Origin of the sequence: Hyphomonas sp. UBA3601 (assembly GCF_002375605.1) — a bacterium.
GTDB lineage: Bacteria > Pseudomonadota > Alphaproteobacteria > Caulobacterales > Hyphomonadaceae > Hyphomonas.
Genome location: NZ_DFME01000112.1, coordinates 10,288 through 29,839, shown reverse-complemented (window position 1 = coordinate 29,839; position 19,552 = coordinate 10,288). Strand labels below are relative to the sequence as shown.

At 56.3% G+C, this 19,552-nt stretch carries 17 protein-coding genes, 1 tRNA gene and 1 pseudogene; 10 read left to right on the top strand and 9 right to left on the bottom strand.

Annotation, left to right across the window (positions count from 1 at the left end):
- The 3 genes and pseudogenes from B4F73_RS11695 to B4F73_RS11685 all read right to left on the bottom strand — a co-directional run.
- Window positions 1–197, bottom strand: a pseudogene (locus B4F73_RS11695) (IS6 family transposase); the annotation flags it as partial.
- Window positions 198–454: 257 nt separating this feature from the next.
- Window positions 455–544, bottom strand: a tRNA-Ser gene (locus B4F73_RS11690).
- Window positions 545–759: 215 nt separating this feature from the next.
- Window positions 760–2,787, bottom strand: a complete 2,028-nt coding sequence (locus B4F73_RS11685; RefSeq protein ID WP_290483329.1) for an ATP-binding protein — start codon at window positions 2,785–2,787, stop codon at window positions 760–762.
- A gap of 507 nt (window positions 2,788–3,294) precedes the next feature.
- Here B4F73_RS11685 and B4F73_RS11680 point away from each other — a divergent pair.
- The 4 genes from B4F73_RS11680 to B4F73_RS11665 all read left to right on the top strand — a co-directional run bounded on the left by B4F73_RS11680 (window position 3,295) and on the right by B4F73_RS11665 (window position 9,131).
- Complete coding sequence (locus tag B4F73_RS11680; protein ID WP_290483328.1) at window positions 3,295–4,239, top strand: isopenicillin N synthase family dioxygenase; 945 nt, start codon at window positions 3,295–3,297, stop codon at window positions 4,237–4,239.
- Window positions 4,240–4,387: 148 nt separating this feature from the next.
- Window positions 4,388–6,754, top strand: a complete 2,367-nt coding sequence (locus B4F73_RS11675) for a glycoside hydrolase family 3 N-terminal domain-containing protein (protein WP_290483327.1) — start codon at window positions 4,388–4,390, stop codon at window positions 6,752–6,754.
- Window positions 6,751–7,770: an SMP-30/gluconolactonase/LRE family protein gene (locus B4F73_RS11670; RefSeq protein WP_290479107.1), complete on the top strand. Its 1,020-nt coding sequence runs from the start codon at window positions 6,751–6,753 to the stop codon at window positions 7,768–7,770. Before B4F73_RS11675 ends, B4F73_RS11670 begins: the two co-directional genes overlap by 4 nt.
- The gene (locus B4F73_RS11665) at window positions 7,761–9,131 is read left to right on the top strand and encodes a GntP family permease (protein WP_290479108.1); all 1,371 of its coding nucleotides are present in this window, start codon (window positions 7,761–7,763) and stop codon (window positions 9,129–9,131) included. The genes B4F73_RS11670 and B4F73_RS11665 overlap by 10 nt, the downstream gene beginning before the upstream one ends.
- Here B4F73_RS11665 and B4F73_RS11660 read toward each other — a convergent pair whose 3' ends face one another.
- Both B4F73_RS11660 and thiS read right to left on the bottom strand, forming a co-directional pair.
- Window positions 9,132–9,902, bottom strand: coding sequence for a thiazole synthase (locus B4F73_RS11660; protein WP_290483326.1), 771 nt, complete (start codon window positions 9,900–9,902; stop codon window positions 9,132–9,134).
- Between the two features lie 60 nt (window positions 9,903–9,962).
- Window positions 9,963–10,175, bottom strand: coding sequence for a sulfur carrier protein ThiS (gene thiS / locus B4F73_RS11655; protein ID WP_206993070.1), 213 nt, complete (start codon window positions 10,173–10,175; stop codon window positions 9,963–9,965).
- Window positions 10,176–10,239: 64 nt separating this feature from the next.
- Here thiS and B4F73_RS11650 point away from each other — a divergent pair, with 64 nt between their 5' ends.
- The 4 genes from B4F73_RS11650 (at window position 10,240) to aat (ending at window position 13,286) form a co-directional block, all read left to right on the top strand.
- Complete coding sequence (locus B4F73_RS11650) at window positions 10,240–10,674, top strand: type II 3-dehydroquinate dehydratase (RefSeq protein ID WP_290479111.1); 435 nt, start codon at window positions 10,240–10,242, stop codon at window positions 10,672–10,674.
- Window positions 10,675–10,689: 15 nt separating this feature from the next.
- Window positions 10,690–11,160 carry an acetyl-CoA carboxylase biotin carboxyl carrier protein gene (gene accB, locus B4F73_RS11645; RefSeq protein ID WP_206993068.1) on the top strand — a complete coding sequence of 157 codons (471 nt, stop codon included), beginning with the start codon at window positions 10,690–10,692 and terminating at the stop codon, window positions 11,158–11,160.
- Window position 11,161: 1 nt separating this feature from the next.
- Window positions 11,162–12,532, top strand: coding sequence for an acetyl-CoA carboxylase biotin carboxylase subunit (gene accC / locus B4F73_RS11640; protein WP_034813286.1), 1,371 nt, complete (start codon window positions 11,162–11,164; stop codon window positions 12,530–12,532).
- 76 nt (window positions 12,533–12,608) lie between these two features.
- On the top strand, window positions 12,609–13,286 hold the full coding sequence (aat, locus tag B4F73_RS11635) for a leucyl/phenylalanyl-tRNA--protein transferase (protein ID WP_206993067.1): 678 nt from the start codon (window positions 12,609–12,611) through the stop codon (window positions 13,284–13,286).
- Here the strand turns inward: aat and B4F73_RS11630 are convergent.
- The 3 genes from B4F73_RS11630 to B4F73_RS11620 are packed head-to-tail and all read right to left on the bottom strand — an operon-like array spanning window position 13,199 to window position 14,587.
- A complete protein-coding gene (locus B4F73_RS11630; RefSeq protein WP_290483325.1) occupies window positions 13,199–13,675 on the bottom strand; it encodes a DUF2155 domain-containing protein in 477 nt (158 codons plus the stop codon). The two genes, aat and B4F73_RS11630, sit on opposite strands and share 88 nt — an antisense overlap.
- Window positions 13,675–14,202 carry an outer membrane lipid asymmetry maintenance protein MlaD gene (locus tag B4F73_RS11625; RefSeq protein WP_034813290.1) on the bottom strand — a complete coding sequence of 176 codons (528 nt, stop codon included), beginning with the start codon at window positions 14,200–14,202 and terminating at the stop codon, window positions 13,675–13,677. Before B4F73_RS11625 ends, B4F73_RS11630 begins: the two co-directional genes overlap by 1 nt.
- The gene (locus B4F73_RS11620; RefSeq protein WP_034813292.1) at window positions 14,195–14,587 is read right to left on the bottom strand and encodes an NADH:ubiquinone oxidoreductase subunit NDUFA12; all 393 of its coding nucleotides are present in this window, start codon (window positions 14,585–14,587) and stop codon (window positions 14,195–14,197) included. The genes B4F73_RS11625 and B4F73_RS11620 overlap by 8 nt, the downstream gene beginning before the upstream one ends.
- 196 nt (window positions 14,588–14,783) lie before the next feature.
- On the opposite strand from B4F73_RS11620, the gene B4F73_RS11615 reads away from it, so the two are divergent.
- On the top strand, window positions 14,784–17,039 hold the full coding sequence (locus B4F73_RS11615) for a hypothetical protein (protein ID WP_290483324.1): 2,256 nt from the start codon (window positions 14,784–14,786) through the stop codon (window positions 17,037–17,039).
- 241 nt (window positions 17,040–17,280) lie between these two features.
- On the top strand, window positions 17,281–17,940 hold the full coding sequence (locus B4F73_RS11610) for a pentapeptide repeat-containing protein (RefSeq protein ID WP_290483323.1): 660 nt from the start codon (window positions 17,281–17,283) through the stop codon (window positions 17,938–17,940).
- A 77-nt stretch (window positions 17,941–18,017) separates the two neighbouring features.
- Here the strand turns inward: B4F73_RS11610 and aspS are convergent.
- Window positions 18,018–19,552 (bottom strand): aspartate--tRNA ligase (aspS, locus tag B4F73_RS11605; RefSeq protein WP_290483322.1); only part of this gene is annotated, 1,535 nt, incomplete at its 5' end.

Below are 19,552 nucleotides of genomic sequence, written 5' to 3'. Positions count from 1 at the left end.
TTCCGGATCTTATGAGCGAAGTAAGACCCGAACCGATCGACCCATAGGCGGACGCTTTCGTGGCAGACATCTATGCCGCGCTCGTGGAGCAGATCCTCGATATTGCGAAGTGAGAGCGGAAAGCGGGCATATAGGAGTACAGCGAGTTGGATGATCTCAGGTGAGGTTTTGAAGTAGCGAAACGGGTTTTTGACCATTTCCTGAGGCTAAACCCCAAGATTGGTTACCTCAAGTCCGGTTCCGCTGACACCACCGGCCAAAAGATTTCAGCGTCAGTAGATTGGGCTTTTTTTAGACCCACTCTCTGATGGAGGCCTTATTTGCCCAATGTGTGCTCGGCAGAAGAGCTGACCGTTCAGGCGTCCTACAATTCAAACGGCGGCTGTCCTACACACTAAATAGTGGCCGCCCTAATTATCTGTTTTTATTAAGCAAAATCAGCACATCAGGTGGCTGGCGGAGAGGAAGGGATTCGAACCCTCGATACGCGTTAACGTATACGCCCTTAGCAGGGGCGCGCCTTCAGCCACTCGGCCACCTCTCCAGCGCCTGAAATCCCTATATATATTGGGGATTTGGGGCAAGGCTCAATTGCCGTGAATTGCTGTCAATTGCCGTCAATTGCCGTGAACAGACGTGGAACGTGGGGGAAAACTGGGGGAAAATGGAACAGCTTTCGAACACTTCATCTGCTCGATTGCGCATCGAGATGACGGCAATCTGCATTCCATTAAGAAAATTCGGATTGGTACCTAAACGCTAATCAGAGCTAAGCGGGCTATTTTGTATTCTGTCATAGTTTGATCGCCCATCCAGCATCTGGACAAAAGCCTCGTTCCGGTTGCAAGCTCGATCCACCAAACGATCAAACGCCAGCACCTCAATCATGATATTTAGTGCGTTATAATAACGGTACGCCATTCGGCCACCGAAGTTCGTTATGATGAAATCTTCTTGCTCAAGGTAAGTTTGGAGAGAGTCATTCCAATCTGCCAGAATGTAGCCCCGGACCATGGAGTCGGAAGGAATTTGAACCTCTCGTCCACCAGACGTCAGAACTTTCTGCTTTTTTCTTATAGCCGAAACTTGCCGTTTCAACTGGTCGATGGGATTGTTCGTACTCTCTTCCTTCGTGCCATCATAACTTTTCTTTTGAGGCCTCTTCATCTCAACAATCATCAGTTCATTTTCATTGTTGATCAAAAGGTCGTGCGCATACTCTCCTTTATTTCGTGCAGCGCTTTCAGTCGTGCGATCGCTAGAGATGTATCGCGCATATGCGAGATCATCATCCAGGAGCCAGAGATTGTGGGATGAAAAGTCAACTTCTTCGCTGTCTTTGTATCTTGGATAGATCAACTGATGTACCTGATCCTCCGTAGCCAGCCCCTCTTCCTGCTTTTTCAATAGCTCACGAAATATGCGGATAACTTGGTTCCGATAAGCCACGTAGACCGCCAGTGCTTCTTTGGCATCTTCAGGAATTTGTGTACGAACGATTGAAACTAATTTGTCCAAACTCGCGTCTGTGGCCAGCTTACTGAAATCAAATTTACGCCGGAACCTCTCAATGAACAGATCAGACGCCAACTGTTCTCGGGTTTCGGTAATCGCTCTCTTTCGAACAAATTCTGCACTGGTCTTGTTACCCAAACCCCTCCTGAGCAACGGATCGATCGCTATCAAGTGATCAACATCCTCTTTCATTTTTTTTCGGCGCCCAGCTGTGTACTCGGCCTCGATTTCAAGGATGTGTTTTTTTGCCAGCGAAATGAGATGATCTTTGATTGATTTCTTTTTACCGTCGAATTCGATCTTTCCATGCAAGTTCGTAATCCGATCTCGAGACTGAGAGGACTTAAAAAATTCGCTCGAAACGGCGACTAGGTAGTAGTACCTTTTCTCTTCTTGGCCGACTATTTCACTGAACGGCTGCTTATTCAGATTCGAAGAAATATTCTCAGGCTCGCTCGCTGCGCGATTGTTCGCATAGAAATACAGCCTATGTTTCTTAGCTTGGTCCGCCCCTACTTTATAATAGGTGAACTCAAACGAGTTGCTACCCTGCCCAACCGGCAGAAATTCAGCTTTTTCACCCGCAATGGACAGCCCATCATTAAAGTACTGGTACAGATTAAATGGGACATCCTGAATGGTTAGTATGAAGTGCTTTGGGACTTTCTTTTGGAGGAACTCGATGAGGAAGTGGTCCAGCACAGCCGCAACAACGTCTTCTGCTGACACGTTATGTTCACTGTCTTTAGAGTCTAGTTTGAAATAGTCCTCGTATTCATTAAGAGGAGATCCCAACATGACCGCAACACCGCAATCGGCATCGTGAACAATTTTATCTGCGACGTTGAGGGTACGGACCAAATTATCTTCTGTTGAAAAGGGGTCGTACAAGTAGACACCATTCGGCAAAGGCTGATCGCTGGCGGTCTGTTTTGAAGAGTAGTACACTTCTTTGAACACCTTGAACGCCATGAAGCGTCCGAACCCCTTACCACCGCGCTCAAATTTCTTTCCAGTCAATGGCGTCAAGAACGATGACAAATTGTTGTCGTCGAAACCTATTCCGTTATCCGAAACTTGTATTTGCTTGTTTTCAGCATCGAAAAGGACTTCCAAACGGCCTTGGCCCTCAAGATCATCTCCCCAGCGTTCCTCGATAGAATGAAACGCATTTGAAACCGCCTCAAACATTGGAAACAGGAAGCCATTCAAGCCATCGGGTAAATTGGCCCTTTTGACTTCGGACTGTAAATCTAATGGCTTGTGTCTCATTTGTTTCCCCCGTCTGCGGTGCCAGTCAGCAAAACCAAGACACAATTGTTACTAGTTCTCGACACAGCACAAGCAGCTGTGCTACCTAAGAGAGATAAAGATCAATATCTTGCAAATTTCTTATCGCGTTCCGTGATTGAGGATGGAGAAGACTCGAAACCCTTATCGACGTGTACGGACTTTATAGTAAAAATGCATGGGGGATTTCTGGGGGAAACTTCCAAAACTGTAGATTTTCTCTTTATAATACAGGTAGGTGGAGCCACCCCGACGACCTTAGCAGGGGCGCGCCTTCAGCCACTCGGCCACCTCTCCAGCGCGGAATATGGGGTCTAGAGAAACCCCATCCTGATCGCAAGCCCCTGAATTCGGTGGAGCCGTCAAAATCTCCACGAAAGCACGGCCAAACTCAATTGCACGCACAACTGCTACATATGTGGCGTTACGTATGGTCGGCCCATCCCTCTGTGCTAATCTCCCCTCTAATTCTTGCCAGAGACCCCGATAATGATGACCGACTATTTCAAACCCGTCCCGTTCGACCTGTTCAAATCCGATAAAAAAGCGTTCGGAGATGCGCTCTGCCGCTCCTTTCGAGAGACAGGGTTCGCAGTGGTGTCCGGCCATACAGTCGATCAGGGCGTGATTGACCGCAATCTGGATGCGACCAAGGCTTTCTTTGCTCTGCCGGACGCGGAAAAGCTGAAATATGACGGACGCCAAGGGGGTGGCCAGCGCGGCTATACGGCCTTTGGGACGGAAAACGCCAAAGGCAACGCTCATGCCGACCTCAAGGAATTTTGGCACACCGGCCGCGCCCTGCCGGAGGACAGCCCCTATCGCGCGACGATGGCCGACACACCCAGCGTCCCGGAAGTACCCGCCTTTGACGGAGCCACAACCGCACTTTTTGATGCACTGGATGAAATGGGCCGAGAAATTCTGGAAGGTGTCGCCTTGCATCTTGGGCTCGCCGAGGATTGGTTCGACGACAAGGTCAATTTCGGCAACTCGATCCTGCGTCTGCTCCACTACCCCCCGCAGCAAACTCCTCCACCCGCAGGCACGGTCCGCGCCGGCGCGCATGAGGATATTAATGTCATCACGCTGTTGCTGGGTGCTGAGGAGGCCGGCCTCCAGGTCTTGCACAGTTCAGGCGAATGGCTGGACGTTAATCCGCCCGCTGGCGCGCTGGTCATCAATTGCGGAGACATGCTACAGCGCCTGACGGGCGGTGTACTGCCGTCCACAACGCACCGCGTGCTTAACCCATCTGCCGAGCGAGCAAAATTCCCGCGCTACTCGACGCCCTTCTTTCTGCATTTCAATCAGGATTACCTGATCGAAGCGCTACCTCGCTGTGTCGCTGAAGGCGGCAAAGCCGAAGCCCCGATCACGGCTCAGGATTATCTCATGGAACGGCTCCGCGAGATCGGCCTCGTAAAAGCCTGACGTATACCTAATGCCCCGCTGCACTAAACGGTCACAGACATCGAACACTCTTTTGGACGGGAAAATGTTAGCGTTGACATAAATAGCCACTCCCCCAATGATTGCGCTAACGAAACGCGGTCGACGCGACACTTATGGGGAGGGAATTATGACCGATGCTTACACGGGCACGAAGCGCCGGCTTGCGATTGGCGCCTTGGCGACCACCTTGTTGGCGACCGCTTGCGCCACGCCTGTGCAAGCGCCTACCGCACCCGCTGACACCGTCGTTTCTGACATTTCCGAGGCCAGAGCCTGCACGCCGAATGTGAGTCTGACGAGTGCATCACAGCGCGTACGTTCGTTGGTGGCCCAGATGACTATTGATGAAAAACTCGGTCAATTAAACCAGGCCGCAGGTGGCCGCAGCAAGTCGCTGAATTCAAAGCTCACCCCTGAAGAACTCGGCAAAGTCCGGAATGGCGAGATTGGCTCCTATCTTCATGTTGCGGGCGCTGAGCCGCTGGGTGAGCTCCAAAAGGTCGCCATTGAAGAAAGCCGTCTGGGCATCCCGCTCCTCTTTGCGATGGACGTAGTTCACGGCTACCGAACGATTTTTCCGGTACCACTGGCAATGGCGGCATCATGGGATCCAGACGTCTGGCGGGAAGCCACCGTCATCTCCGCTGACGAGGCGTCGTCAGCAGGCCTTCACTGGACGTTCGCCCCGATGGTCGACATTGCGCGTGACCCGCGATGGGGCAGAATCGTCGAGAGTGCTGGTGCGGACCCATATCTGGGGTCTCGTATGGCAGTCGCGCAGGTCGAGGGCTATCAGGGCGAAAGCCTGGCAGCCCCAAACACCATTCTCGCTGCGACGAAACACTTCGGCGCATATGGTGCCCCAACTGGCGGCCGCGACTATGGGTCTGCTGACATCAGCGATCAAAGCCTGTTCGAAACCTATCTGCCTCCCTTCTACGCCGCCACGAAGGCTGGCACCGGCTCCATGATGACGGCGTTCAATGATGTCGCCGGGGTTCCGTCCACAGCCAATGAATATCTCATCGATGATGTATTGCGGGGCGAGTGGGGCTTTGACGGCATGATCGTGTCCGACTGGAATGCAGTCGCTGAATTGATGAATCACGGCGTGGCCGAATCTGAAGAACAGGCGGGAGTGCTTGCCCTGCGCGCGGGCGTCGACATGGACATGACCAGCATGGTCCTGCCAACCAGGATCAAGACCGCTGTGCAGTCAGATGAATGCCTGACACATGATCTCGACGCGGCAGTTGCCCGTATACTGACGACAAAAGAGCGATTGGGCCTGTTTGACGAACCGATGGACTATCACGATGCAGAACGGGAAAAGACAACTCTGCTGAGCCATGAATTCCGACGCACAGCACGCGAAGCCGCGGTGAAATCAACGGTGCTCCTGAAGAATGAAAACCAGGTTCTGCCACTCTCCAAATCCCCTCAGAAAATCGCCGTTATCGGTGCCTTGGCGGAAGACAAGCTGACTCAGCTCGGCTCTTGGCGTGCACAAGGCAAGGTCGAGGATGTCGTCTCATTGCTTGAGGGCCTGCAACAAAACGCTCCTGACGGCACCACCATTACATATGCAGCCGGCGCGCATCCTTCAAATGACGCGGATTCTTCTATTGAGGCTGCTGTGGAGATTGCGTCGGCCGCCGATCATATTCTCTTGGTGATCGGGGAGGATTTCGACCTGTCCGGGGAAGCGCGCAGCCGCTCAGATATTGCCCTTCCCCAGAACCAGTCCGCCCTCGCCGCGGCGATGTTTGAGATCGGCAAACCCGTTACGATCATATTGGTGACGGGACGGCCGCTCGCAATGGAACAGGAAGTTGGAGCCGCTGATGCCGTGCTCAACACATGGATGCTGGGCATTGAAGCCGGAAACGCGCTGTCTGACGTGATATGGGGTGATGTCTCCCCTGCGGGTCGCCTACCTATCGAATTTCCGCGACGCACCGGTGCGGTGCCGCACACCTATTCCGAATATCCCGGTGGGCGCCCCGCTGACCCGGACCTGTCGAAAGACACGAACCGGTTCATCGATATTCCGATCACGCCGCTTTTCCCCTTCGGTCATGGACTGACCTATTCCAGCTTCGAATATGGTGACCTGATCGCAACAACCGATGCAGATGAATTCACCTTGAGCATCAAGGTCACAAATTCCGGAGACGTCGATTCTGATGAGGTGATTCAGCTGTATATGCGTGATCCGCTCGCCACGATTGCCCGACCGAAACGAGAACTGCGCGGATTCAAGCGAGTCCATATCCCGGCTGGTGAATCCCGCACAGTGAGCTTCACCCTGACCCCCGACCAGATGGCGTACTACACGGCACGGGACGGCTGGATCGTAGAACCCGGTAAGATCGAATTCATGGTGGGTGCATCCGCTGACGACATTCGGGCGCGCGCGGAGGTCATCATTGATCAGGCTTACCACACGAACGTTCCAGCCAGCGCAATTGCCACAAGGACACATGTAGAATGAAACAAACGCGACGTGGCTTCATGGGGTCTGCCGCCGCAGCCACCCTGATTTCGGCTTGCGCCACCACTCCGATCGGAAAGGCGTCCAATCCCGATCTCGAGATCTTCGATGCGGAAGCCCATTCCCTGTTGGATATTTTCGCAAGACTGGAGGTTTTGGCCTCCGGTTATACATGGAGTGAAGGGCCGGTCTGGGATCGCGCACGCAACTGCCTGTATTTTACCGATGTACCGGAGAACATTGCGTGGAAATGGTCAGAAGCCAGCGGCGCGACGGAATTCCTGGCCCCTTCGGGCGTTGCACGTGAGCAGGCGACGGGTTTCCGCGAACCGGGCGCCAATGGATTGGCTATTTCTCACGATGGCTCACTTCTCATCTGCAACCATGGTCGTCGCGCGGTCGAACGAATGGACTTCGAAACCGGGCATCGTGAGATCATTGCCGCCACGTTCAATGGCAAGAAGTTCAACAGCCCAAACGATGTTGTCGAAGGGCCTGACGGAAGCCTGTTCTTCACCGATCCGCCCTATGGGCTGGAGGGCATGAATGACTCTCCCCTGAAGGAGCAAGATGCCAACGGCGTGTACCGTCTGTCACCAGATGGAGAAATCACCCGCCTTATCGATACAATGACTTTCCCGAATGGCATCGTGCTGTCACCAGACAGCCAGACACTCTATGTTAGCCAATCGGATCCCGACCAGCCGGTCATCCTGCGCATGGCACCTGATGGTTCTTCCAGTTCGGTGCTTTTTGACGCCAAGCCGTTCATGTCCGACACGGCTCCGGGCCTGCCGGACGGGATGGCTGTGACGCGTTCGGGTCACATCTTTGCAACGGGCCCGGGCGGCGTGTTCCTTCTGGCCTCGGACGGCAAACCCCTTGCCCGGATCAACACCGGCAAGGCAACTGCCAATTGCTGCTTCGGCGACGCAGACGGCCGCACACTTTACATGACCGCACATGACACACTCATGCGCATCAGAACGACATCAATTGGCCTCGCATGGAGCTGACCGAAGCGATCCTCGTCTACCGCCCCCTGCTGGCAACCGGGTTTGGTATTGCGGCACTGCTTGCGCTGATATTGCGTGCGCGGATGAATGCCTTCGCGGCCCTGCTACTGGTCAGCATATTCAGTGCCCTGGCCGCGGGCATGGCCCCAGAACAAGCCTTCGACACATTGGCAAAAGGCCTGGGCGGCACGCTGGGGTTCATTGCCACAGTCATCGGGCTTGGCGCGTTGTTCGGCGCGATCCTGCAGGCCTCTGGGGCGCTCGACGCTCTGGCTTCAAAACTCTCTACTTCATCCAGCTTCAAGACGAACCAATGGAAGATCGCCGGCATTGGCTTGTTGGCGTCCACACCTGTCTTTTTCGATGTCGCCCTCATCATACTCGCACCCCTGATCCTCACCATGGCTCATGACCGGCTGAAACCCGCCATGTCTCTTGGTCTCCCGCTCATGGCAGGGCTCGCGGTCGGCCACGCTTTCCTACCGCCCACGCCGGGACCGATCGCCATCGCGGAGCTGATAGGCGCGGACCTGGGCTGGGTTATCCTCTTCGGCGCAATAACAGGCTGCGTCGCGCTGGCCGTATCCGGTCCGCTCTTCGCGGCGTTTTTGGAGCAGCGCAACCGCATGCCAATCGGCAATCCGGCCTTCGAACTGGACGAAACCAGCAATCATACAACCCGGCCCATCCCACAGCCCGAACGGGCCATATTCCTGATTACGCTGCCACTCGTCCTGATTCTGTTGGGCACGCTTGCGGGAATATTGCCGGACGGCCCCATCAAATATGTGCTTGAAATCATCGGGCATCCATTTAGCGCGCTCCTGATTGCATGCGGCGCATCCTGGCTGCTGCTTTATCCAAAGACCGTCCAGAGCCGGAAATTGATGTCGGACGCGATGGCCCGCGCATTCGAGCCTACAGGCGCAGTCATCCTCGTCACTGGCGCGGGCGGCGCGTTCAAGCAGGTTCTTGTGGACACAGGCGCTGGCGAGCAGATCGCAAATGCCGCGCTTGGTCTGGGGTTTGGTCCGCTTCTGGCGGGCTACGTACTCGCCGTCATCCTGAGGCTCGCCCAAGGCAGCTCCACGGTTGCCATGATAACGTCAGCCGGCCTGACCGCGCCCATTGTGGCGATGGCCGATCTCTCCGCCCCGCAGCTAGGTATTGTGGCCATCGCGATTGCCGCGGGCGCAACAACCGGCAGCCATGTGAATGATAGTGGCTTTTGGCTCGTTGGACGGATCTTCGGCATCACGCCAGGTGAGACACTGCGTACATGGACCGTCTCTACCACGCTGATCAGCGTGGTAGGATTTTTGATGTGCCTGATCCTGTACGCAGCACTCGCGTTGTTCTGATCAGATCAGGCCCGCAAGCGGCGAACTTGGATCCGCATACATCTTTTTTGGCATCCGCCCGGCCAGATAGGACTCTCGACCGGCGATCACCGCATGTTTCATGGCATTGGCCATCCGGATCGGATCCTTCGCGGCGGCAATGGCCGTATTCATCAGCACGCCATCACAGCCCAGTTCCATGGCAATCGCGGCGTCCGAGGCCGTTCCGACACCCGCATCGACAATCACCGGCACTCGTGTCTGCTCGACAATGAGACGGATATTGACCGGATTCATGATTCCGAGGCCTGACCCAATCAAGCTACCGAGCGGCATGATCGCGCAGCAACCTGCGTCTTCCAGCATCTTCGCGTAGACCGGATCATCGGAACAATAAACCATGACCTCAAACCCATCGGCGATCAGGGCTTTGGCTGCCTCAAGCGTCTCCGGCATGTTCGGATAGAGCGTCTTCTGGTCAGCCAGCACTTCCAGCTTCACCAAATTCCAGCCACCGGCCTCGCGCGCCAGGCGCAGCGTGCGAACAGCTTCATCCGCCGTGTAACATCCGGCTGTATTTGGCAGATAAGTAAATTCGTCTGGTTTCACAAAGTCTGTCAGCCGCTCTTCGTTCGGGTCCGACAAGTTCACCCGCCGCAAAGCCACGGTGACGATCTCCGCGCCAGCAGCCCGCGCTGCGTCCGCGTTCTGTTGATAAGTCTGATACTTGCCCGTGCCTACGATCAGGCGGGAATTATAGGATTTGCCGGCGATGATAAGGGGATCTGTCAAAATTCTAACCTGTCTGGTCTGCAAGAGCTGGATGGCGCAAATAGCTGAGATCGCAAGCGATCAGCCACCACCCACGAACTGAACCACTTCTATCTTGTCGCCGTCCTCAATCACAGTGCTGGCATGCTCTGACTTCGGCACGATTTCGAGATTTCGCTCAATCGCAATGCCGCGCTGATCCCTGTCGGACTCGCCTGCCAGTTGAAGCACCAACATGGCCAGCGTCAGGCCAGGTTCGACTTCGCGAGATACGCCATTGACTGTAATCAACATTCGGGTTTTCTCCGTTCACCAGCCCCCTTGCCTTGCCCGGCGTTACAGCGCAAGACGGAAGACTATGACCAAGCCCGTATATGTCCTTGGAGGCCCAAACCTCAACCTTCTCGGCTCACGCGAGCCCGAGATTTACGGGCACGAGACCCTCGCTGACATCCATGCACGTCTCGAAGCGCTGGCAGATGGAACACCGCTGGAGCTTCGCCAGACGAATCATGAAGGCGAATTGGTGGGCTGGATTCAGGAGGCATCTGAAAAGGGCGCCGCCATCATTCTGAATGCTGCAGCCTACACGCATACATCCATTGCTCTTCACGACGCGCTGAAAGCGTGCAAAATCCCTGTAATTGAAGTTCATTTGTCGAATCCTGCGGCGCGCGAAGCGTTCCGCCAGGTGAATTACGTATCCCCCGCTGTGAAGGCCACGATTGCAGGCCTTGGCGCCTATGGTTATGAGCTGGCGCTAATGGCGGCAAAGACCCTCACGGGCAAATAAGAGACCTGACATCCCATGAGCACAACGAAGAACAAGCTGGATACCGGACTTGTCCGGGAACTCGCAGCCATTCTGCGGGAAGCAGACCTTGGCGAAGTTGAAGTTGAACATGAAGGCCTACGCATCCGCGTCAGCAAACCTGCTGCGCCGGTTGTGCAGGCCGCTATGGCCGCGCCGGTCGCTGCACCGGCTGCCGCTGCTCCGTCAGCAGCCGCTCCTGTCGCCACCACAGACGCTCCACCTCAGACATCTGACAACGCCATCAAGTCTCCGATGGTCGGCACCGTATACCTGTCGCCTGAACCCGGTGCGAAGCAATTCGTCGGCGTTGGCGACAAGGTGAAAAAGGGCGACACGATCTTGCTCGTCGAAGCCATGAAGACTTTCAATCCAGTCGAAGCCGACAAGGCCGGTACCGTCAAAGAAATCTACGTCACTGATGCCCAGCCAGTTGAATATGGCGAAGCTCTCATTCTGATCGAGTAATATGGCTGACCAACCCGTTATCAAGAAGGTTCTCATCGCAAACCGCGGCGAGATCGCGCTGAGGATTCACCGCGCCTGCAAGGAAATGGGACTGTCCACCGTGGTCGTCCATTCCGAAGCAGACAGCGACGCCATGGCTGTGCGCCTCGCGGACGAGAGTGTCTGCATCGGGCCTGCGCCATCGTCCGAAAGCTATCTGAAGAAGTCGCAGATCCTTGCCGCTGCCGAGATCACCGGCGCGGACGCGATCCATCCGGGATACGGCTTTCTGTCGGAGAACGCCCAATTCGCCGAAATGGTCGAAGCACATGGGCTCGCGTTCATTGGTCCTACGGCCGAGCATATCCGCATCATGGGCGACAAGATCGCTGCCAAGGCCGCAATGATAGAAGCGGGCGTGCCGTGCGTACCCGGTTCAGAAGGCGCATTGTCGTCTATTGCCGAAGCCAAGAAGGCCGCCAAGAAAATCGGCTTTCCGGTCCTCGTAAAAGCATCTGCTGGCGGCGGCGGTCGAGGCATGAAGCTCGCCAAGACTGAAGCAGACCTCGAAAATGCCGTTCGAACCGCCAAGACCGAAGCCAAGGCTGCATTCGGTGATGATGCCGTGTATCTTGAGAAATATCTTCAGGGCCCGCGTCACATCGAAGTCCAGATCATCGCTGACACGCATGGCAATGTAGCCCATCTCTGGGAGCGCGATTGTTCGCTGCAGCGACGTAACCAGAAAGTCTTCGAGGAAGCGCCCTCGCCTGCTCTGAATCAGGCCCAGCGTGAAGAGATCGGCGGCATCTGCGCCCGTGCGATGGAAAAACTTGGTTATCGCGGCGCCGGTACGGTCGAGTTCCTCTATGAAGACGGTAAATTCTACTTCATCGAAATGAACACGCGGCTCCAGGTCGAGCACCCTGTCACCGAAATGATCACAGGCATCGACCTGGTGCGCGAACAAATCCGCATTGCCGAAGGGAAGGAACTCTCATTCCGGCAGGAAGATGTCATGCTGGTCGGTCACGCCATCGAGTGCCGGATCAATGCCGAGCACCCAAAGACGTTCGTGCCTTCCCCGGGCCTGATCACAGACTTCCACGCACCCGGCGGACCTGATGTCAGACTCGATAGTGCGGCCTATTCGGGCTACCGCATTCCTCCTCACTACGACTCGCTGATCGGCAAATTGATCGTGCACGGGCGAACCCGCCGTGAGTGTATCATGCGCCTTCGCCGGGCCTTGCAGGAAATGGTCATCGGCGGGGTCTTCACGACGCTGGATCTGCACCGCGAACTCGTCGAGAATGAGGATGTACTCGAAGGTGAATACAATATTCACTGGCTCGAAAAGTTTCTTGAAAATCAAACTGATACAAAAAAGTGAGCATTTTTCACCTTTCGCGTTCCACAAGGATCGACAAAGGGTAGACATCACATAAGCCGCTGGTTCATATAATTCCATGTCACAGCGGTTTAGTTCATCCGATCTGCTTGCTTGCTATCGTCGGGGGATTTTCCCCATGGGCGATGCCCGAAATGACCCGAACTTGTTTCTGGTCGACCCTGATATGCGAGGGATCATTCCGCTTGGTGATTTCCACGTGCCCAAGCGCCTGCTCCGAAAGGTCAAGCAGGATCCGTTTCGCGTGACCATTGATCAGGCCTTTACGCGTGTCATGGAATTGTGCGCTGAGAGTGCAAAGGGGCGCGAAAGCACCTGGATCAACTCGCCCATTCTGAATCTGTACAGCTCGCTCCACCGCGAGGGCCACGCCCATTCCATCGAATGCTGGGACGGCGACAATTTGGTCGGCGGCCTTTATGGGGTGGCACTTGGCGGCGCCTTCTTTGGAGAAAGCATGTTCTCACGCGCGACGGACGCGTCAAAGATTGCGCTGGTCCATCTGGTGGCGCATCTTCTCGAAGACGGTTTCGTCTTGCTCGACGCGCAGTTCCATAATCCCCACTTGGAGCAATTCGGGCTTATCGAAATACCCCGTCAGGATTTCAAGAAACTCTTGAAAGACGCCCTCACTGTAGAGGCCAAATTCTATTCGAACTCCGCATCCTCTTCGGACGGACGTGGTGCGAGCTTCACAGGCTCCGGCGCAGCGCAGCGTATTACCCAGATATCATAGACAGGATGTTCAAGCGCGCTGAGTCCTGGCGATGAAGCATACATCCAGCCCGAAAAGAGTTCTGGATTATCTTCGCTGACGGTTTCGACATCCTCCGCATCGACAGCAGCTTCCATCGTCTCAACAGCCACAGGCTGGGTCGAGGCGATCTTGAGAAATGCTGCGCTTTCCGGCGCTTCCTCCGGCGGGGTCTGGTAACAGACCTGCAGTTCGACCTTCAGGGATCCGAAGACAACCGGCTCACCCACTTTCACGTCAATATCCGTGGAGCGGCCGGTAATCTTGTCGAGCGCGCGCAACGTGGCCGTATCCTTCTGGACGAAGGTGGCCGCGTGTCCGACGCCCCCAACGAGGGCGGCCAATGCAAGTGCAGAGACCATCATACGCATTATTGGTAATCCTCATCCGGATATGCATCGTCTGCTGTGGCATCTGGGCTGGCCGCCGGGTCGGACGCACCATCACCACCGCTGCCTGAAGCAAAGGACGCAAACAGGGTCAGCAGGTCGACGCTGCCACGCGTATACTTGATCTCACCAGACCCATCCTGGGGGATATTGTCGAAGCTGCCACCTGGTTCCAGAGCCACATAAGCTCCGCCCAGAAGACCGTCAGTCGACACCCGGGCATCCGTATCATCCGGCAGGGCCCATTTTTCGTCCAGGCTGAGCGTTACAACCGCTTCAAACCGCTCCGGATCACCCACGATGCTTTTGACGATGCCAGCCTTCACACCGGCGATACGCACATCGGAACCGCGCGAAATGCCCGATACATTGTTGAAGCGCGCCTCAAGCTCGTACTGATCGCCTTGCGACTGGGTTTCTCCACCGCGGTCGATCGCAAACCAGAGGAAGATTCCAGCCACCGCGACCACGGCGGCGCCAATCAGGGTTTCGAAGAGTGATTCACGCATCGGGGTTCCATGCCTCATAGTCGCCTGATGCCTTCTGGCGTGCCATGTCAGTCGACAGGCTGCCCTTCGGCTTGGTGGCGTAAGGAGTGCCCGTCATATTGGGCTTGTGGTCCGTTTCCCATTCACGGCGCGTAAGCGGCGACTTGGTGGGCGGATCTTCGACAGTATGATGCAGCCAGCCATGCCAGTCCGCAGGCACCTTGGATGGCTCGGCCAGGCCCTTGTACATCACATAACGACGCTTGCGCCCTTCGAGAGACGGCTTGCGCTCCTCGAAATAGCGGTTGCCGTATTCGTCGGTCCCGACATAGCCAGAGCGCCGCTTGATATCAAAAGCCGCTCCGATCGTATTGCCGCTCCACCAAGTAAAAATCTGTTTCAGCATCGTGAGGATGTCCTGACCTGTCTTGTTGGCCGTAATATGGCGTTATCCGGGCAGTTAATCCATACGGCAGCCGCAGGCAATGCGACGCACGTTTTTATGATCTGACCGCTAATTTTGCTGCCGGAATGGTTGATACCCCTGACCGGAACCGTCACGCTCGAATATGTGATTCGCTGGTGATTCGCGGGAGGGTTTGATGAAAACTGCAGAGATTGCGTCCATTGTGGAGGTCGCCGAGACTGACGGCCTGCTTTCTCCGGAGATGGAGTTCGGAACCGCCTTCCGGGCCGCGGGAAAACGGCGGCGGCCGATTACTGAAGAATCTCTGAGAAATGTTGCGTCCGCCTATGCGTCTGCTGGTTTGCTCGGCGCGTCCCAGATTGCCACCGCCGAAATGCTGGAACGTTTGGGCAATGCACCACGCAATGCAGAATTGGCGGAGGCCGTGGCATCAGGCCTACCGCAAGACATACTTGAAGAAGCGCTGCGTCAGCCAGACGGTTTTGCACGCACGGCGGAGGCCTTGAGAATCGCCGCTGCCAATAACCAGCCTCCCCCCGCAGCAGTCTTCAGCGCAGAATCGGCCGATCCGGAATTCGACACCCTGCTATTAAGTGCCCTCAAAGAAGGCGCTGAAATCCTTCTTGCTCAGGATGACCTCGCTCCGGCACGTACCGCTTGTCGGTTGCTGGATGTCGCGCTGGCAGTCAGCCCCGATGGACTCGAAACAGATTTGTTGAGCTCTGTGGCGGAAGCAGCTGGCAAAAGCGTCGGAGACGGCCTGCTCCTGATACAGGGTCTCGGCGCAGCCGTGCTTTCGCTTGGCCTCTCCTATGATAGCGACGACGGACGTTTGGTAGCGGCTGCGATATGTGCCCTTGTAAAGGCCCATGCAGCCGGCTCATCGCTAGCGGCAGGCCATGCCAGCGTACTCGGTCTCGAGGCACGCAGAGCAACGTCCCGGAAATCCTGTACGGTTGCCATTCTGCCCATCACAGACCTCGCCGATTTGATGCCTGAATGCGAAAGCGAGGGCGCTGGGCCTGTGCGCACCGTACTGGCCTATTCCGATGACGGCCCGACCCTGGCGCGATGCGCTCGACTGGCGATATCACGTACCGCGCCAGAATCTCTCCCAACAATATTGGACCGGGTGGCCAATTGTGGAGGTGAAGACCTGGAAGCCGCCCTTGGGGCAGACCGTTTGCGAGACCGCGGCTTCTCCGAAGCTGCCCTCGACCGGGTTACACGCGCGCTCAGCGACGGACTACCCCTGAACGCCGCCTTCTCCCGATGGGTATTGGGTGACGAGATCATCAGCGAAGATCTGAAACTGGCCCCAGAGAATTTCGATTCGGATGGTCTCGCACTTCTCTCCGCGATGGGGTTCTCCAGAAAAGATATTTCAAATGCTGAAGCTGCCGTTGACGGTACGGTCGAAGATGTTGCCACCCAGGCCTTTCGCCAATGCGGGCTGGACCTTTCTGTTGGTGCAGAAGCTGAACTGGCTTTCGCGATGGCGTGTTCCGAAGCGCTTGGCGGGCAGACGACCGTCCGGGTGAATGGGCGAGACGGTCTGGATTTGGCCGACAAGGCTATCGAGGCAGGCCTGTCCGCCCTGTTGATCGGCATACGGGCATCGGCAAACGAAGAAGTGGCCGAGCGCATGGACCATATTCTCAGCCTCGCCGACGAGCTGGCGGCAGAGGCCGAGATTCCACACGAATCCCCTCAAAGTTCGGCTCTCACGGGTCACGGTCCAAATGCCCGTACCCGACTCCCTGATCGCCGAAAAGGCTATATCCAGAAGGCATCAGTCGGCGGTCACAAGGTCTACCTCCATACGGGCGAGTTTGATGATGGCGCGCTCGGGGAGATCTTCCTTGATATGCATAAAGAAGGCGCCGCTTTCCGGAGCCTGATGAACAATTTTGCGATCGCCACCTCTATCGGTCTGCAATACGGTGTGCCGCTGGAGGAATTCGTCGACGCCTTCGTGTTTACCCGGTTCGAGCCGGCTGGTGCCGTCACCGGCAATGATCGCATTACCAAAGCGACCTCCATTCTAGACTACATCTTCCGCGAACTCGCCGTGTCCTATCTCGGCCGGGACGACCTCGCCGAAGCCGATGTCACCCATGACGGCCTCGGTCGGGGCGCTGGGGACGGAACCCGCGAAACCGCAGAGTTTACGGAAGAAGCCGCCCAGTTGATCTCACGTGGCTTCTCACGCGGGCAATTGCCGGACAATATCGTCATCCTGGACAAGAAACGCGAAGAAAAGCTTTCCGGTGAGGAGGGCGACGATGAGACGTTGAACGCGCCAGCCTACCTCACCGACGCGTGCCCGAATTGTGGCAGCTTCACACTGTTCCAGATCAGCGAGGACGGGGATGCCGAGTGCGATACGTGTGGGCAGGAATTACAGGATACGAGCGAAGTTCCGTCCTGATTACTTCAAGATGATCAATAGAAACCGGCGGTTCTTTCTCCGAATTTCGGTTAATCGCTGTCTTCCAAGGCATGGCGGAATTGCAACACTTCCCGTGTTTTAGGCAGTCCTTACTGTTTGTTCAGTTTGGGGTAACAAAATCAGGCGTTATCCATGTTCCATGATCCGCTTGGTACATGCACTTCTTACCGCATCCGCCATGTCCTTTGTCGCCTTGTCGGCACAGGCACAGAGTCAACCCGTGGCCTGGTCCCCCGGTTATGCAGGCGCCTGCGGGGAGTGTGACCTATCCGGCAAGAATTTGACTGGCTGGTCCCTCGCTGGCGGAAACTATTCCAGCGCGAACATGGAATACGCTTTCATGCGCGGTGTTCAGGCTGGCAATGCCAATTTTGAGAACGCTAATGCGACCAGCGCAGACATGCGGGGCGCCATTCTTACCTCTGCTCAATTCGCTGGAGCCATTCTGTCTGATGCACGCCTTCAGGGTATTCAGGCATCTGGAGCTGATTTTCGGAGCGCAAATGTTCGCGGCGCGAATCTTCAAACCGCCTTGCTTGTTGGAGCCAATTTTGCTTCGGCAGACCTGACGGGATCCCGGATGGAATCGGCAGACCTGTCAGGTGCCAATCTCACCGGGTCCTGGCTAAACGAAACGATTCTGGCTGGCGCCGTCTTCAACGGCTCAAACATGACCGGTTCCCAACTGCGGAACGCGGCTGTGCATGGCGCCTCATTCAAGGACGTCCGCTTCATTGACGCCGACCTGTCCGGCCTGAAAGGCGCTGAAACCGCAGACTTCGAGGGCGCGTGCGTCTCGCTCAGTTCCACCCTTCCAGCGACCCTTACCCTGCCGCTCTGCGGCACAGCCGTCGCGCCTGCGGCCTTTGCCAGCAAATAGACTTGCAAACGCAAGTCAATGAAAAGGGCGGAGCGCTTGGCCCTCCGCCCTTTGTAATTTGGGATGCGGCGTAATGCTTACGACTTCATCTGCGGCGCAAGGCGAATGTGAAGCTCTTTGAGCTGCTTTTCGTCCACAGGGCTCGGGGCCTGCATCATCAGGTCACGCGCCTGCTGGTTCATCGGGAACAGCGTAACGTCGCGGATATTCTCGGCATCAGCGAGCAGCATGACGATCCGGTCTACGCCCGGCGCAATGCCACCATGTGGCGGCGCGCCGTAGCGGAATGCGTTCAGCATGCCGCCAAACTCCGCTTCCACAACGTCAGGGCCATAACCTGCCAGCTCGAACGCTTTCAGCATCAGTTCCGGGCTGTGGTTCCGGATCGCACCAGAGGACAGTTCCACACCGTTACATACGATGTCGTACTGATAAGCCTTCAGGTCCAGTTGCTTCTCTTCAGTATCAGCAGCCAACAACGCATCCATTCCGCCTTGAGGCATGGAGAACGGGTTGTGGCTGAAATCGACCTTCTTGTTGTCTTCATCATATTCGTACATCGGGAAGTCGACGATCCAGCAGAGGCGGAACACGCCATCCTCGATCAGGCCCAGCTCTTCGCCAACCTTTGTCCGCGCGGCGCCTGCGAGCTTGTAGGCGTCGCTTTTCTTGCCGGCCGAGAAGAAGATGCCGTCGCCAGCCCCCAGATCGAGCTTCTCAAGAAGCGCCGCGAGATGGACAGGTTCGAAATTCTTCAGCACAGGATCCTGGCTGTCGACACCGCCGCCATCGGCCTCTTTGAGACGCGCATAGCCAAGTCCTGGTGCCTGCATTTCCTTCTTCGCCCACTTGTCGAGTTCGTCGAAGAATTTGCGGGATTTCTCCGCAGCCGCCTTGGGTGCTGGGATCGCGATCACACGTCCGCCGCCGCCAATGATCTTGGCGAAGATACCGAAGCCCGTCTTGCTGTCATCCTCGAAGAATTCGGACACATCCGCCAGTTCGATCGGGTTGCGCAGGTCCGGCTTGTCGGAACCGTATTTCGCCATGGCTTCGGCATAGGGGATACGCGGGAACGCGCCATCCGGAACTTTTCGGCCCTTGCCTTCCCAGTTTGCGAACTCCTCGAACACACCCGCCATGACGGGCTCGATCGCATTGAACACGTCCTCCTGCGTGACAAAGCTCATTTCGATATCAAGTTGATAGAACTCGCCCGGTGAGCGGTCTGCGCGCGCGTCTTCATCGCGGAAACAAGGCGCAATCTGGAAGTAGCGGTCGAACCCCGACACCATCAGCAATTGTTTGAACTGCTGCGGCGCCTGCGGCAGCGCGTAGAACTCGCCCGGATGGATACGGCTCGGCACGAGGAAGTCGCGCGCGCCTTCAGGGCTCGACGCCGTCAGGATCGGCGTCTGGTATTCCGTGAAGCCCTGTTCGAGCATGCGGCGGCGCAGGCTGGCGATCACCTGACTGCGCAGGATCATGTTCTTATGCAGCGTCTCGCGGCGCAGATCGAGATAGCGATGCGTCAGGCGGATCTCTTCCGGATAGTCCGGTTCACCAAACACAGGCAGCGGCAGCTCGGCGGCTTCCGACTGGACGGTAACTT